Annotated in this window: 7 protein-coding genes, 2 tRNA genes and 4 rRNA genes; 5 read left to right on the forward strand and 8 right to left on the reverse strand. The window is 55.7% G+C overall.

Features of this window, described 5'->3' with window-relative positions; translation table 11 throughout:
• Positions 1 to 276: 276 nt before the first annotated feature.
• The 4 genes from AB4N48_RS23700 to AB4N48_RS23715 all read left to right on the forward strand — a co-directional run bounded on the left by AB4N48_RS23700 (position 277) and on the right by AB4N48_RS23715 (position 5,621).
• On the forward strand, positions 277 to 777 hold the full coding sequence (locus AB4N48_RS23700; RefSeq protein ID WP_041479723.1) for a sigma-70 family RNA polymerase sigma factor: 501 nt from the start codon (positions 277 to 279) through the stop codon (positions 775 to 777).
• Positions 777 to 1,778, forward strand: coding sequence for a FecR domain-containing protein (locus AB4N48_RS23705; RefSeq protein ID WP_375122952.1), 1,002 nt, complete (start codon positions 777 to 779; stop codon positions 1,776 to 1,778). Before AB4N48_RS23700 ends, AB4N48_RS23705 begins: the two co-directional genes overlap by 1 nt.
• Before the next feature lie 87 nt (positions 1,779 to 1,865).
• Complete coding sequence (locus tag AB4N48_RS23710) at positions 1,866 to 4,367, forward strand: TonB-dependent siderophore receptor (protein ID WP_150637821.1); 2,502 nt, start codon at positions 1,866 to 1,868, stop codon at positions 4,365 to 4,367.
• 75 nt (positions 4,368 to 4,442) lie between these two features.
• Positions 4,443 to 5,621 carry a PepSY-associated TM helix domain-containing protein gene (locus AB4N48_RS23715; RefSeq protein ID WP_150637819.1) on the forward strand — a complete coding sequence of 393 codons (1,179 nt, stop codon included), beginning with the start codon at positions 4,443 to 4,445 and terminating at the stop codon, positions 5,619 to 5,621.
• 66 nt (positions 5,622 to 5,687) lie between these two features.
• On the opposite strand, the gene rrf (AB4N48_RS23720) is transcribed toward AB4N48_RS23715, so the two are convergent.
• The 8 genes from rrf (AB4N48_RS23720) to AB4N48_RS23755 form a co-directional block, all read right to left on the reverse strand.
• Positions 5,688 to 5,803, reverse strand: a 5S ribosomal RNA gene (gene rrf / locus AB4N48_RS23720).
• A gap of 105 nt (positions 5,804 to 5,908) precedes the next feature.
• A 5S ribosomal RNA gene (rrf, locus tag AB4N48_RS23725) occupies positions 5,909 to 6,024 on the reverse strand.
• A gap of 154 nt (positions 6,025 to 6,178) precedes the next feature.
• A 23S ribosomal RNA gene (locus AB4N48_RS23730) occupies positions 6,179 to 9,072 on the reverse strand.
• Between the two features lie 247 nt (positions 9,073 to 9,319).
• Positions 9,320 to 9,395: transfer RNA gene (locus AB4N48_RS23735), tRNA-Ala, on the reverse strand.
• Positions 9,396 to 9,425: 30 nt separating this feature from the next.
• Positions 9,426 to 9,502, reverse strand: a tRNA-Ile gene (locus AB4N48_RS23740).
• An 81-nt stretch (positions 9,503 to 9,583) separates the two neighbouring features.
• Positions 9,584 to 11,120, reverse strand: a 16S ribosomal RNA gene (locus tag AB4N48_RS23745).
• Together the 16S, 23S and 5S rRNA genes with 2 tRNA genes alongside form the textbook arrangement of a ribosomal RNA operon.
• A 630-nt stretch (positions 11,121 to 11,750) precedes the next feature.
• On the reverse strand, positions 11,751 to 12,971 hold the full coding sequence (locus tag AB4N48_RS23750) for a CaiB/BaiF CoA transferase family protein (RefSeq protein ID WP_460094408.1): 1,221 nt from the start codon (positions 12,969 to 12,971) through the stop codon (positions 11,751 to 11,753).
• 14 nt (positions 12,972 to 12,985) lie between these two features.
• Positions 12,986 to 14,167 carry an acyl-CoA dehydrogenase gene (locus AB4N48_RS23755; protein WP_024015035.1) on the reverse strand — a complete coding sequence of 394 codons (1,182 nt, stop codon included), beginning with the start codon at positions 14,165 to 14,167 and terminating at the stop codon, positions 12,986 to 12,988.
• Positions 14,168 to 14,324: 157 nt separating this feature from the next.
• On the opposite strand from AB4N48_RS23755, the gene AB4N48_RS23760 reads away from it, so the two are divergent.
• Positions 14,325 to 15,224: a LysR family transcriptional regulator gene (locus tag AB4N48_RS23760; protein WP_041476445.1), complete on the forward strand. Its 900-nt coding sequence runs from the start codon at positions 14,325 to 14,327 to the stop codon at positions 15,222 to 15,224.
• Positions 15,225 to 15,338: the final 114 nt, after the last annotated feature.

Raw genomic sequence — 15,338 nt, forward strand, 5'->3', positions numbered from 1 at the left:
TTCCGGTTGCAACATTCCATGTACAGCGCAGGCAGCGTTCTTCTGGCCGCTCTACTTTGGTGCACGCATTTCTCACCAGTCTGTCGGCCAACGGCGGAGAAATCTTAGGGCCGCGTGAGAAATGGACGGTTTTAGGACAGGATTCCCGCCGAACGGCGTGCCAGAGCGGCTGCGAGGGAATTTTTCACAACCGCCATAGGGACGACGGTTGCAAAATCTGTAACCCTTGATGACAATGCGACTAATTATCATTTGTGACGTTCGGGCTGGCGTGTCATGTCTTCACCTGAGTTGGTCGTACAGGCGCTTTACGGTAGTCATCACGGCTGGCTCAATGCCTGGTTGCGCGCGCGGCTGGGCAACGCAGCGGATGCGGCGGATCTGGCTCAGGACACTTTCCTGCGCCTGCTGCAACGTACTGAACGCCTCGAACTCAAAGCGCCTCGCGCTTTCCTGCGGACCATCGCGCGCGGCCTGGTGATCGATCATTGGCGTCGCGAGGAAATCGAGCGGGCCTATCTGGAAACCATTGCTCATTTGCCTGAAGGCGAAGTACCTGACGCCGAATCGCGCGCGTTGGTGCTGGAACTGCTGGAAAGCATTGCGCGCATGCTTGAGGGGTTGAAGCCGAAAGTGCGTCAGGCGTTTCTCCTGGCGCAGTGCGAAGGTTTGACTCACAAACAGATCGCCGAGCAGTTGGGCGTGTCGGTACGTTCAGTGGAACGCTACGTCGCCGACGCGCTATATCACTGCTATGTGTTGCGGTATGAAAGCTGATGCCTGTGGATAACCTCTCACTCGCTCGCCGCGTCGAACCGCGCCAACAGGTGGTCAAGCAAGCGATTCACTGGCTACTGCGGCTGCGCAACAACCACGGCAATTCGCGGCTGACTCGCCAATGCGAGCAGTGGCGCGCCGAGCATCACGAACATGAAATCGCCTGGCAGCGGGTACAGTCGCTGCAAGCCGAATTGAGCTCCAGTCTGCGCGCCGTGCCGGGTGCGCAGGTCGCTTTCAATACCTTGGAAAACAGTGCGCAGGGGCTGGGCCGACGCCAGGCCTTGAAGTTGTTGTCGGGCGCGCTGTTGATGGGCTCCGCCGCGTGGCTGGCCAAGGACAGCGCCCCTTGGCAGCAATGGAGCGCCGACTACGCGACGGCGACCGGCGAACGGCGCGGTTTCCAGTTGCCCGACGGCACGCGGATCGAACTCAACACGGCCAGCGCCGTGGACCTGGATTACACCGCGCAGCAGCGCCTGATCAAACTGACCCGTGGCGAGATCATCGTTACCTGCGGCGGCTCTGACGAAGGCGCGGGATCCGATCGACCGCTGCGCGTACAGAATCGCCACGGGAGTTATGAACCGTTCGACGCGCGTTTCATTTTGCGTCAGGACGATCAGTGCACGCGGCTCAGCGTTACCCGCGGCCGAGTGTTGGTTCGCGCTGGCGGTCATTCCCTCGAAGCGCTCGCCGGGCAAAGTTTTCTGGTCGACCAAAGCGGTTTGCGCGCAGCGCCGACGCCGGATATGGATGCGGGCGCCTGGCTCGACGGTTTGATCGTCACGCGCAATATGCGCCTGGGTGATTTTCTTGCTGAAGTCGCCCGTTATCGCCCGGGGTTTCTGAGTTGCGCGGCGGATATCGCAGACTTGCGCCTCTCTGGGGTGTTCCGTCTGGAGGACACCGACAGGCTGCTGGCGGTCCTGCCGCAGACGCTGCCGGTGCAATTGCGTTATCGCACCCGCTGGTGGGTGACTCTGGAGCGTGCGGTCTGAACATTTTTTGGCGGGTTTTCGCAGGCAGTCCGGCTTAGTCAGTAAGCACTTCAACTCAGCCCCCGCGACTGCCTACGGAAATCCACAATGACTGTCCGCGCCACTTGTAAGAACCCTCTGAATTTCACTGCAGAATCGACACTGCTGCGCCATGCGGTTCGGGCGGCACTGCTGACCACCGCGCTGGGCGTCAGCGTGTTACCGAGCCTGAGTCTGGCCGCCAACACCGGCACCGAGATCAGCCACCGCTACAACATTGCTGCCGGGCCATTGGGCGAGGCGTTGAATCAGTTTGCCCGGCAGGCCGGTATCACCCTGGCGATGACACCGCAACAGACTCAAGGTCAGCAATCACCCGGCGTGCAGGGTGAATATTCGACCGACCAGGCCTTGAGCCATTTGCTCGGCAGCTCAGGGTTGGAAGCCGTCAGCCAGGACGGCAGCAGCTACATTCTGCGCCCACTCGCTGAAAGCGAAGCTCTGGCCTTGCCGACCACTGATATCAAAGGTTTTGCCCTCGGCAACGCGCTGGGCAGCATGGCCGGCTACAACGCCACGCACAGCCAGATCGCCACCAAGACCAGTACCGCATTGCTGGAAACCTCGCAAAGCGTATCGGTGGTCACGCGCGAGCAAATGGATGACCAAGGCTCGCAGACCGTCTCGCAAGCGATGCGCTACGCCCCGGGCGTGCTGACCAACCCGTATGGCGCTACGCACCGTTACGACTACGTGGCGATGCGCGGTTTCAACGACGGCTCGGTGGACAACATCTACCTCGACGGCCTCAAGTCGATGGGCGACAGCGGCACCTACAGCACCATGCAGGTCGATCCGTATTTCCTTGAGCGTGTGGACATTCTCAAAGGCCCGTCGTCCGTGCTGTACGGCCGTAGCTCGCCCGGCGGTCTGGTCGCGCTGACCAGCAAAAAGCCGTTGTATGAGGCCTACCATCAGGTGCAGGCGACAGTGGGGACGCAAGGCCAGCGTGGGGTTGGTTTTGACTTCAGCGGTCCGGTCGATGACGACAAGCGCATTGCCTATCGTCTGACCGGACTAAGCGATCAGTCCGACACGCAATTCGACCATAACAAGGAAAAACGCTTCGCCCTTGCGCCGACGCTGAGCGTCGATTTCAGCGAAGACACCTCGCTGACTCTGCAAGCCTATCTGCAGCACGATCCGGACGGCGGCTATCACGGCGGCGTTCCGGCGGACGGCACAGTCCATCAGCGCAATGGCGAGCGCATCTCGCCGCGCTTCTTCGAGGGCGAGCCGGGGATCGATGGCTACTCCCGTGACCAGCAGTCGTTTGGCTATCAGTTCGAACATCGCTTCAACGATGTCTTCACCGCCCGGCAGAACTTCCGCTATCTCGATTCCAAAGTGAACATGGATCAGGTCTACGCCTATGGCTGGACCACTCCGACCAGCAATGAACTGAACCGTTATTACACCGGCGGTGATGAGCGCCTGCATGCGTTTATCGTCGACAACATGCTGCAGGCCGAATTCTTCACCGGCGCGACCAAGCACACAGTCCTGATGGGCGCGGATTATCAACGGCGCAAAACCGTGGTCGACTGGACCAGTGGTGGGCTGGCGCCGATCAATGCGTTCAATCCGGTATACGGCAACTCGGCGATCGAAATGTACGGCGACACCAGCTATCTGCGTCGCCTCGAACAGACCGGTGTGTACCTGCAAGACCTGATCGAGATGGACAAGTGGCGCTTCTCGCTGGGCCTGCGTCAGGACTGGGTCGAGACATCCGATGAAAACCGCATCGCCGAAGCGGGGCGTCCGGTTGGTACAGAAATCAATGATCGGCGCACGAAACTCACTGGCCGCGCCGGCGCGTTATACCTGTTCGATAACGGTCTGGCGCCATACATCAGCTACTCCGAGTCGTTTAACCCGAACTCCTATGCCGACAGCGCCGGTAATCCACTCGCCCCTACCGATGGCACACAGTGGGAAGTCGGTTTGAAGTATCAGCCGCCGGGCACCGATAACCTGTTCACCGCCTCGCTGTTCCGCATCGACCAGGAAAACCTCGCGACCAAACTGCCGCAGGAAAACTTCTATCGCGCGGTCGGCGCCGTGCGCTCGCAAGGTCTGGAGCTGGAAGCGCATATGCAACTGACCGATAACTTGAAAGTGCTCGGCAGTTACACCTTCACTGATATCGAATATTCCAAATCGATGATCAGCACCTTGAGCACGCCGACCGATGTCATCGAGAACAAGGGCAACTCGCCAACTCAAGCGCCGCGCCACATGGCCTCGCTGTGGGCTGACTACAAGTTCGACAGCGCCGCACTTGATGGGCTGCGCCTGGGTGGTGGGGTGCGCTATGTCGGCTACAGCTGGGCCGATGCGGAGAACACGATGAAGGTGCCGTCTTACACGCTGTTCGATGCCTCGATTGGTTATGACCTGGGCAAGGTCGGCTTGAAGGGTGTGGATGTACGGCTCAACGCGAACAACCTGACCAATGAATCCTATGTCGCGTCCTGCGCCAGCCTCAACTTCTGCTACATGGGCGAAGAACGCAACGTAGCGGCGACCGTCAGCTATCAGTTCTAAAGCATTGTTCTGTGCATAAAAAAGCCAGCCCCTGATATCAGGGGCTGGCTTTGTCGTTTCTTCGGGGTGTTTTGTATGCGTGCGTTTCTGGTTTTGTTGCATCGGTACATTGGCTTGGCCACTGCGACGTTTTTATTATTGGCCGGGCTGACCGGCAGTGTGCTGGCGTTCAATCACGAACTGGACGAGTGGCTGAATCCGCAGTTCTACGAGGCGACGTCAGTGGGTGAGCGCTTGTCGCCGGGCGCGTTGGTAGATGCAGTGCAGACAGCGCATCCGAAACTGCAAGTCTGGTACATGGAGTATCCGCAGGAGGCGGGGCATACGGCGCTGCTGGCGGCCGTTCCGCGTAAAGATCCGGCGACGGGCCAGCCGTTCGATGAGCGCAATCAGGTGTTCTATCTGGACCCGATCAGCGCGGAGCAAAAAGGCGCGCGCTACTGGGGTGAATGCTGTTTTCAACGAGAGAACTTCATCCCGTTCATTCTGGAGTTTCATTACAACCTGACATTGCCCGGTAACTGGGGATTGCTGTTGATGGGTGGGGTGGCGATCGCGTGGGTGATCGACTGCTTTGTCGCATTGTTCCTGACCTTGCCGCGCGGCAAGCCCTTCTGGAAGAAGTGGGCGACTGCGTGGAAGGTCAAAGGCGGGCATGCCTACCGCTTGAACTTCGATCTGCATCGCGCCGGAGGATTGTGGTTGTGGCTGCTGCTGTTACCGATCGCCGTCAGCAGCGTGGCGATGAACTTGCCGAGCCAGGTGTTCAAGCCTGCGGTTTCGTTGTTTTCGCCCATCGAGCCGAGCGTTTATGAAGCCAGAGGACGAATGCCCGCCAATCAACTGGGGACGACACAGTTGAGTTATCAACAGGCGTACGAAAGGGCATTGCAGGAAGGGGAACGATTAGGACTGACGGCCGCGATCGGCGAGTTGTATTACAGCTTTGAGTACAACTTCTACGGCGCAGGATTTGGACAGCACGATACGGACGCTCACGGTAAATCCTGGTTGTTCTTTCACGGTACCGATGGCCGATTATTGGGACAGGAGATCGCGGGACAGGGCACGCTCGGAGAGCAGTTCTATCGACTCCAGTTGCCCATACATGGGGGACGGATCATCGGGGTAACAGGGCAGGTAATGATCGCGGTACTGGGTGTGTTGATTGCGGGGTTGTCAGGGACGGGGGTTTATATCTGGTGGCGCAAGTGGCAGGCAAGACGCAACAGCAAGACTCGCAGAACGGCATGATCTTTCGTACACGTTTTAATGACAAAACCCCTGTCTGCGTTAGCAGACAGGGGTTTCGGAATTCAATCTTGACGATGACCTACTCTCACATGGGGAAACCCCACACTACCATCGGCGATACATCGTTTCACTTCTGAGTTCGGGATGGGATCAGGTGGTTCCAATGTTCTATGGTCGTCAAGAAATTCTTTATCTGGCCCGTCAACACGGTAACAAGCCAGCAAAAACAGGAACTTCTACTAAAACAAAACCCCAACTGCTTTCGCAATTGGGGTTTCGGAATTTAATCTTGACGATGACCTACTCTCACATGGGGAAACCCCACACTACCATCGGCGATGCATCGTTTCACTGCTGAGTTCGGGATGGGATCAGGTGGTTCCAACGCTCTATGGTCGTCAAGAAATTCGGGTACTGACTCGGGACCGGATGGCCTCGCTTCAGCAAATTGGGTATGTGACAGCTAGGTGTTTGTGAGTTTCGAACTTTCGGTTCGTTTCGTCTTCACACACCGCAATCTGGTGCCTTTTCAGGTCAGCAAATTGCTTGGGTGTTATATGGTCAAGCCTCACGGGCAATTAGTATTGGTTAGCTCAACGCCTCACAGCGCTTACACACCCAACCTATCAACGTCGTAGTCTTCGACGGCCCTTCAGGGAACTCAAGGTTCCAGTGAGATCTCATCTTGAGGCAAGTTTCCCGCTTAGATGCTTTCAGCGGTTATCTTTCCCGAACATAGCTACCCGGCAATGCCACTGGCGTGACAACCGGAACACCAGAGGTTCGTCCACTCCGGTCCTCTCGTACTAGGAGCAGCCCCTCTCAAATCTCAAACGTCCACGGCAGATAGGGACCGAACTGTCTCACGACGTTCTAAACCCAGCTCGCGTACCACTTTAAATGGCGAACAGCCATACCCTTGGGACCGGCTTCAGCCCCAGGATGTGATGAGCCGACATCGAGGTGCCAAACACCGCCGTCGATATGAACTCTTGGGCGGTATCAGCCTGTTATCCCCGGAGTACCTTTTATCCGTTGAGCGATGGCCCTTCCATACAGAACCACCGGATCACTAAGACCTACTTTCGTACCTGCTCGACGTGTCTGTCTCGCAGTCAAGCGCGCTTTTGCCTTTATACTCTACGACCGATTTCCGACCGGTCTGAGCGCACCTTCGTACTCCTCCGTTACTCTTTAGGAGGAGACCGCCCCAGTCAAACTACCCACCATACACTGTCCTCGATCCGGATAACGGACCTGAGTTAGAACCTCAAAGTTGCCAGGGTGGTATTTCAAGGATGGCTCCACGCGAACTGGCGTCCACGCTTCAAAGCCTCCCACCTATCCTACACAAGCAAATTCAAAGTCCAGTGCAAAGCTATAGTAAAGGTTCACGGGGTCTTTCCGTCTAGCCGCGGATACACTGCATCTTCACAGCGATTTCAATTTCACTGAGTCTCGGGTGGAGACAGCGCCGCCATCGTTACGCCATTCGTGCAGGTCGGAACTTACCCGACAAGGAATTTCGCTACCTTAGGACCGTTATAGTTACGGCCGCCGTTTACCGGGGCTTCGATCAAGAGCTTCGCGTTAGCTAACCCCATCAATTAACCTTCCGGCACCGGGCAGGCGTCACACCCTATACGTCCACTTTCGTGTTTGCAGAGTGCTGTGTTTTTAATAAACAGTCGCAGCGGCCTGGTATCTTCGACCGGCATGAGCTTACGGAGCAAGTCCTTCACCCTCACCGGCGCACCTTCTCCCGAAGTTACGGTGCCATTTTGCCTAGTTCCTTCACCCGAGTTCTCTCAAGCGCCTTGGTATTCTCTACCCAACCACCTGTGTCGGTTTGGGGTACGGTTCCTGGTTACCTGAAGCTTAGAAGCTTTTCTTGGAAGCATGGCATCAACCACTTCGTGTTCTAAAAGAACACTCGTCATCAGCTCTCGGCCTTAAGATCCCGGATTTACCTAAGATCTCAGCCTACCACCTTAAACTTGGACAACCAACGCCAAGCTGGCCTAGCCTTCTCCGTCCCTCCATCGCAATAACCAGAAGTACAGGAATATTAACCTGTTTTCCATCGACTACGCTTTTCAGCCTCGCCTTAGGGACCGACTAACCCTGCGTCGATTAACGTTGCGCAGGAAACCTTGGTCTTTCGGCGTGGGTGTTTTTCACACCCATTGTCGTTACTCATGTCAGCATTCGCACTTCTGATACCTCCAGCAAGCTTCTCAACTCACCTTCACAGGCTTACAGAACGCTCCTCTACCGCATCACCCGAAGGTGATACCCGTAGCTTCGGTGTATGGTTTGAGCCCCGTTACATCTTCCGCGCAGGCCGACTCGACTAGTGAGCTATTACGCTTTCTTTAAAGGGTGGCTGCTTCTAAGCCAACCTCCTAGCTGTCTAAGCCTTCCCACATCGTTTCCCACTTAACCATAACTTTGGGACCTTAGCTGACGGTCTGGGTTGTTTCCCTTTTCACGACGGACGTTAGCACCCGCCGTGTGTCTCCCATGCTCGGCACTTGTAGGTATTCGGAGTTTGCATCGGTTTGGTAAGTCGGGATGACCCCCTAGCCGAAACAGTGCTCTACCCCCTACAGTGATACATGAGGCGCTACCTAAATAGCTTTCGAGGAGAACCAGCTATCTCCGAGCTTGATTAGCCTTTCACTCCGATCCACAGGTCATCCGCTAACTTTTCAACGGTAGTCGGTTCGGTCCTCCAGTCAGTGTTACCTAACCTTCAACCTGCCCATGGATAGATCGCCCGGTTTCGGGTCTATTCCCAGCGACTAGACGCCCTATTAAGACTCGCTTTCGCTACGCCTCCCCTATTCGGTTAAGCTCGCCACTGAAAATAAGTCGCTGACCCATTATACAAAAGGTACGCAGTCACAGAACAAAGTCTGCTCCCACTGCTTGTACGCATACGGTTTCAGGATCTATTTCACTCCCCTCTCCGGGGTTCTTTTCGCCTTTCCCTCACGGTACTAGTTCACTATCGGTCAGTCAGTAGTATTTAGCCTTGGAGGATGGTCCCCCCATATTCAGACAAAGTTTCTCGTGCTCCGTCCTACTCGATTTCATGACTAAGAGATTTTCGCGTACAGGGCTATCACCCACTATGGCCGCACTTTCCAGAGCGTTCCGCTAATCTCAAAGCCACTTAAGGGCTAGTCCCCGTTCGCTCGCCACTACTAAGGGAATCTCGGTTGATTTCTTTTCCTCAGGGTACTTAGATGTTTCAGTTCCCCTGGTTCGCCTCTTGCACCTATGTATTCAGTACAAGATAACCATCTTATGATGGCTGGGTTCCCCCATTCAGACATCTCCGGATCAAAGTCTGTTTGCCGACTCCCCGAAGCTTTTCGCAGGCTACCACGTCTTTCATCGCCTCTGACTGCCAAGGCATCCACCGTATGCGCTTCTTCACTTGACCATATAACCCCAAGCAATCTGGTTATACTGTGAAGACGACATTCGCCGAAAATTCGAATTTCTCAACTAAGAGAACTCACAAATTTTACCTTAGCCTGATCCGTTACCAGTGAAAGTAACGTTCAGTCTATCTTTCTATCACATACCCAAATTTTTAAAGAACGATCTAGTCAAAGACTAGAAATCAACATTCATCACCAAACCGGTGGAATGCTCATTTCTAAGCTTTCAAACTTCAGAAGCAGTAGTGGTGGAGCCAAGCGGGATCGAACCGCTGACCTCCTGCGTGCAAGGCAGGCGCTCTCCCAGCTGAGCTATGGCCCCGTATTTCTACAGGCGTTTCCCACACAAAATTGGTGGGTCTGGGCAGATTCGAACTGCCGACCTCACCCTTATCAGGGGTGCGCTCTAACCAACTGAGCTACAGACCCAATTTCGGGCTGCTTCTATCGTCTTCTTCAATGAATCAAGCAATTCGTGTGGGAGCTCATGCAGCAGCTGATGTCGTCGATTAAGGAGGTGATCCAGCCGCAGGTTCCCCTACGGCTACCTTGTTACGACTTCACCCCAGTCATGAATCACACCGTGGTAACCGTCCTCCCGAAGGTTAGACTAGCTACTTCTGGTGCAACCCACTCCCATGGTGTGACGGGCGGTGTGTACAAGGCCCGGGAACGTATTCACCGCGACATTCTGATTCGCGATTACTAGCGATTCCGACTTCACGCAGTCGAGTTGCAGACTGCGATCCGGACTACGATCGGTTTTATGGGATTAGCTCCACCTCGCGGCTTGGCAACCCTTTGTACCGACCATTGTAGCACGTGTGTAGCCCAGGCCGTAAGGGCCATGATGACTTGACGTCATCCCCACCTTCCTCCGGTTTGTCACCGGCAGTCTCCTTAGAGTGCCCACCATTACGTGCTGGTAACTAAGGACAAGGGTTGCGCTCGTTACGGGACTTAACCCAACATCTCACGACACGAGCTGACGACAGCCATGCAGCACCTGTCTCAATGTTCCCGAAGGCACCAATCCATCTCTGGAAAGTTCATTGGATGTCAAGGCCTGGTAAGGTTCTTCGCGTTGCTTCGAATTAAACCACATGCTCCACCGCTTGTGCGGGCCCCCGTCAATTCATTTGAGTTTTAACCTTGCGGCCGTACTCCCCAGGCGGTCAACTTAATGCGTTAGCTGCGCCACTAAGAGCTCAAGGCTCCCAACGGCTAGTTGACATCGTTTACGGCGTGGACTACCAGGGTATCTAATCCTGTTTGCTCCCCACGCTTTCGCACCTCAGTGTCAGTATCAGTCCAGGTGGTCGCCTTCGCCACTGGTGTTCCTTCCTATATCTACGCATTTCACCGCTACACAGGAAATTCCACCACCCTCTACCATACTCTAGCTTGCCAGTTTTGGATGCAGTTCCCAGGTTGAGCCCGGGGATTTCACATCCAACTTAACAAACCACCTACGCGCGCTTTACGCCCAGTAATTCCGATTAACGCTTGCACCCTCTGTATTACCGCGGCTGCTGGCACAGAGTTAGCCGGTGCTTATTCTGTCGGTAACGTCAAAATTGCAGAGTATTAATCTACAACCCTTCCTCCCAACTTAAAGTGCTTTACAATCCGAAGACCTTCTTCACACACGCGGCATGGCTGGATCAGGCTTTCGCCCATTGTCCAATATTCCCCACTGCTGCCTCCCGTAGGAGTCTGGACCGTGTCTCAGTTCCAGTGTGACTGATCATCCTCTCAGACCAGTTACGGATCGTCGCCTTGGTGAGCCATTACCTCACCAACTAGCTAATCCGACCTAGGCTCATCTGATAGCGCAAGGCCCGAAGGTCCCCTGCTTTCTCCCGTAGGACGTATGCGGTATTAGCGTTCCTTTCGAAACGTTGTCCCCCACTACCAGGCAGATTCCTAGGCATTACTCACCCGTCCGCCGCTGAATCCAGGAGCAAGCTCCTTTCATCCGCTCGACTTGCATGTGTTAGGCCTGCCGCCAGCGTTCAATCTGAGCCATGATCAAACTCTTCAGTTCAAACATCTTTGGGTTTTTAAGAAACCCTAAACTTGGCTCAGCAATCGTTGGTTACATCTTTGATTTCTCGCGGAGTAACTTGTGATGCTGATAATCTTGTTGACTATCAGTCTGACTGCACAAACACCCACACGAATTGCTTGATTCAGTTGTTAAAGAGCGGTTGGTTAAGATCTTTCGTCTCAACCGAGGCGCGCATTCTACAGCAGCCTCATTTGCTGTCAAGTGATTATTTTCAGAAGTTTTCGAAGAATTCTTCAACAACTTCAACCACTTGCGCTTCCGATCTCTCGTTAGCGGGAGGCGAATTCTACAGCGTTAATCGCTGCTGTCAACACCTCTTTTTCTCCGCTTTCGACCGAGAAGATCGAACCGTTAAAAGAGCTACACATCACTGCTCTTTCAACTCCTTCCAGGCTTCGATAATCTGAAGCAAGCCGCTGTCGAAAACCGCATAACTCTTTGAATATCAAGGAGTTTTCCGTTTCGACTGCGCCGGAAGTGGGGAGAATTATAGACCTCTGGAATCTGCCGTCAACCGTTAATTTCGCTTTTCTTTCAATAACTTGCGTATTGGTTAAAAAACATCCAATCAAATGAGAAAAGAGTTTCTTCTATATAGAAGAAGACTTAAAGGACGCCTTCCTCCTTCAACGCAGCCACCGCGCCTGCCCCCAGACCCAGCACCCGCTGCAGAACCTCTAATGTGTGCTCACCTAATAAAGGAGGCGCATGACGATATTCAACGGGCGTCTCCGACAACCGGATCGGGCTGGCCACCTGAGGCACCATCCCCGCCAATGCATGCGGCAGCTCTATCGCCAGACCGCGCGCCTTCACCTGGGAATCTTTAAACACCTGCGACAGATCATTGATCGGCCCACAAGGCACACCCGCCTGCTCCAGTTGAGCAACCCACTCGGCCGTGGTCTTGAAGACCGTAGCTTGGCGGATCAACGGGATCAGCACCGCGCGGTTCGCTACCCGCAGCTTGTTGGTCGCGAACCGCGGATCATCCGCCCACTGCGGTTGGCCAGCCACCTCTGCGAACTTGCGGAACTGCCCGTCATTACCCACGGTAAGAATGAAGTCACCATCCGCCGTAGGAAAGTCCTGATAAGGCACGATGTTGGGATGCGCATTTCCCAGACGCTTTGGCGCATTGCCCGTGGTCAGGTAGTTCATCGCCTGGTTAGCCAGACACGCGACCTGCACATCCAGCAACGCCATATCGATGTGCTGGCCACCACCGTCGTGATCGCGATGAGCCAACGCCGCGAGGATCGCCACCGTTGAATACAGCCCAGTAAGAATATCCGTGAGCGCGACACCGACTTTCACCGGACCGGCGCCCTCATCTCCGTCAGGCCGGCCGGTCAGGCTCATCAAGCCGCCAAGCCCCTGGATCATGAAGTCATACCCTGCGCGCTTCGCGTACGGGCCGGTCTGGCCGAAGCCGGTGATTGAGCAGTAGATCAGATTCGGGTTGAGAACCCTCAGCGACTCATAGTCCAGACCATAGGCCGCCAGACCGCCCACCTTGAAATTCTCGATCAGAATGTCCGACTTCGCCGCCAGGTCGCGCACCAGCTTCTGCCCTTCAGGCCGGGTGAAGTCGATGGTCACCGATTGCTTGTTGCGGTTTGCCGAGAGGTAATAAGCCGCTTCCGATGTGTTCTCGCCGTAAGCGTCTTTAAGAAAGGGCGGGCCCCAGGCGCGGGTGTCATCACCATTGCCCGGGCGCTCGACCTTGATCACCTCGGCACCCAGGTCGGCGAGGATCTGTCCGGCCCAAGGCCCGGCCAGCACTCGTGATAAATCCAGTACCCGTAGATGCGACAGCGCGCCCATGGTCCGCCCTCCTATTAATAGAACGCCTGCAGACCGGTTTGCGCACGCCCGAGGATCAGCGCGTGAACGTCATGGGTACCTTCATAGGTATTCACCACTTCCAGGTTGACGAGGTGACGGGCCACGCCGAACTCATCGGAGATACCATTGCCACCGAGCATGTCGCGCGCCATCCGCGCAATATCCAGCGACTTGCCGCAGGAGTTGCGCTTCATGATCGAAGTGATTTCAACGGCGGCGGTACCTTCGTCCTTCATCCGGCCCAAGCGCAGGCAACCTTGCAGCGCCAGAGTGATCTCGGTCTGCATGTCGGCGAGTTTCTTCTGCACCAGTTGAGTCGCGGCCAACGGACGACCGAACTGCTGACGATCCAGAGTGTATTGACGCGCGGTGTGCCAGCAGAACTCGGCCGCGCCCAGTGCGCCCCAGGAAATGCCGTAGCGTGCGGAGTTGAGGCAGGTGAACGGACCTTTCAGACCTCGGACGTCCGGGAAGATGTTTTCTTCCGGCACGAACACATTGTCCATGACGATCTCGCCGGTGATGGAAGCGCGTAGGCCGACCTTGCCGTGAATCGCCGGAGCGCTCAGACCTTTCCAGCCTTTCTCCAGAACGAATCCACGGATATCGCCGGCATCATCCTTGGCCCAGACCACAAATACGTCAGCAATCGGGCTGTTGGTGATCCACATCTTCGCGCCGGTCAGGCTGTAGCCGCCATCGACCTTGCGCGCCCGGCTGATCATCGCGCCCGGATCGGAACCGTGGTTCGGCTCGGTCAGACCGAAGCAACCGATCCATTCGCCGGAAGCCAGTTTCGGCAGGTACTTCTGCTTCTGTGCTTCGGTACCGAATTCGTTGATCGGCACCATCACCAATGAGGATTGCACGCTCATCATCGAGCGATAGCCAGAGTCGACGCGCTCGACCTCTCGGGCAATCAGGCCATAACTGACGTAATTCAGACCACTGCCACCGTATTGTTCGGGAATGGTCGCACCGAGCAGGCCGACTTCACCCATCTCGCGGAAGATTGCCGGGTCGGTCTTTTCATGACGGAAAGCTTCGAGCACACGCGGGGCGAGACTCTGTTGAGCGAACTGCGCGGCGGTGTCGCGGATCATCCGCTCTTCTTCAGTGAGCTGTTGATCCAGCAGCAGGGGATCGATCCAGTTGAAGCTAGCTTTACCGCCCATGAGTGTGCCCTCGCAATCGGGTGAATTAACGTGGCATTGATCCTAGGCGCGGTTCGCCGTCGGAGCAAACGAGGATTTCGCATTCTGTTGTGCTAATTTCTCACTCCGTACCGTCGCGAATAGCCTTTTATGCGGCGCATTAGTGAGGTTGACGTACATGCGTAGGAAGATCCCCAGCACCGCCGCCCTGATCAGTTTCGAAGCTGCCGCCCGCCATGAGAGCTTTACCCGTGCTGCTGAAGAACTGTCGCTCACCCAAGGCGCCATTTGCCGACAGATCGCCAGCTTGGAAGATTTCCTCAGCGTGGAACTGTTCCGACGCTCGCGACGTGGAGTGAAACTGACCGAGGCGGGTCTTTCCTACAGTCGTCGGGTGGCGACTCAGCTCGATGCAGTGGAGCGCGACACCCTCTCGGTGATGGGCCAGCAGGGCACCAACGTCATCGAGCTCGCCGTCGTCCCGACCTTCGGCACGCAATGGCTGCTGCCACGCCTCAAGGATTTCCAGCTCAAGCACCCTGAAGTGACCGTCAACCTGACCAACCGCACCCGGCCATTCCTGTTTGCCGACACCGAATTCGATGCCGCGATTTACTTCGGCGACGCCGACTGGTCGGGTACCGAATCCCACAGATTGATGGGCGAGAATCCGATGCCGGTGTGCAGCCCCGCCCTACTCGGCGATCGCAAGCATCTGACAGCGCAAGCCATCGCTGAACTACCGCTGCTGCAGCAAACCACCCGACCTTACGCCTGGCGCCAATGGTTCAACTCGCAGCAACTGAATATCCCTCGCGACATGACAGGTCCACGCTACGAGCTATTCTCCATGCTTGCCCAGGCAGCCATGCACGACATGGGCGTTGCGCTGATTCCGCCGTTTCTGATTCAGCGCGAGCTGACAGAGAAACGTCTGGTGGTTGCCAACTCTCAAGCGCTCTCCAGCATCAAGGCCTATTACCTGATGATTCCGGAGCGAAAGGTCGAATCGGCATCGCTGAAGGCATTTCGTGACTGGCTGGTAAATCAAGCGCAGAGCTACAGCCTAGAAGAATAAAGGCTTTGCGCAATACCTAACCCCGTAGTCAGAAAAACAAAAGCCCTACAGATATAACTATTTGTCGCTTCTGAGCAGACTGTATCCGAAAGTCGTACAGACGTCCCACAAGCT

This window comes from Pseudomonas sp. S2_C11 (assembly GCF_054668395.1).

Excerpts from the sequence above, each read along its gene's own strand:
- AB4N48_RS23715 (WP_150637819.1), top strand. The coding sequence starts at position 4,443 with ATGCGTGCGTTTCTGGTTTTGTTGCATCGGTACATTGGCTTGGCCACT.
- AB4N48_RS23760 (WP_041476445.1), top strand. The coding sequence starts at position 14,325 with ATGCGTAGGAAGATCCCCAGCACCGCCGCCCTGATCAGTTTCGAAGCT.
- AB4N48_RS23755 (WP_024015035.1), bottom strand. The coding sequence starts at position 14,167 with ATGGGCGGTAAAGCTAGCTTCAACTGGATCGATCCCCTGCTGCTGGAT.
- AB4N48_RS23750 (WP_460094408.1), bottom strand. The coding sequence starts at position 12,971 with ATGGGCGCGCTGTCGCATCTACGGGTACTGGATTTATCACGAGTGCTG.
- AB4N48_RS23710 (WP_150637821.1), top strand. The coding sequence starts at position 1,866 with ATGACTGTCCGCGCCACTTGTAAGAACCCTCTGAATTTCACTGCAGAA.
- AB4N48_RS23700 (WP_041479723.1), top strand. The coding sequence starts at position 277 with ATGTCTTCACCTGAGTTGGTCGTACAGGCGCTTTACGGTAGTCATCAC.
- AB4N48_RS23705 (WP_375122952.1), top strand. The coding sequence starts at position 777 with ATGCCTGTGGATAACCTCTCACTCGCTCGCCGCGTCGAACCGCGCCAA.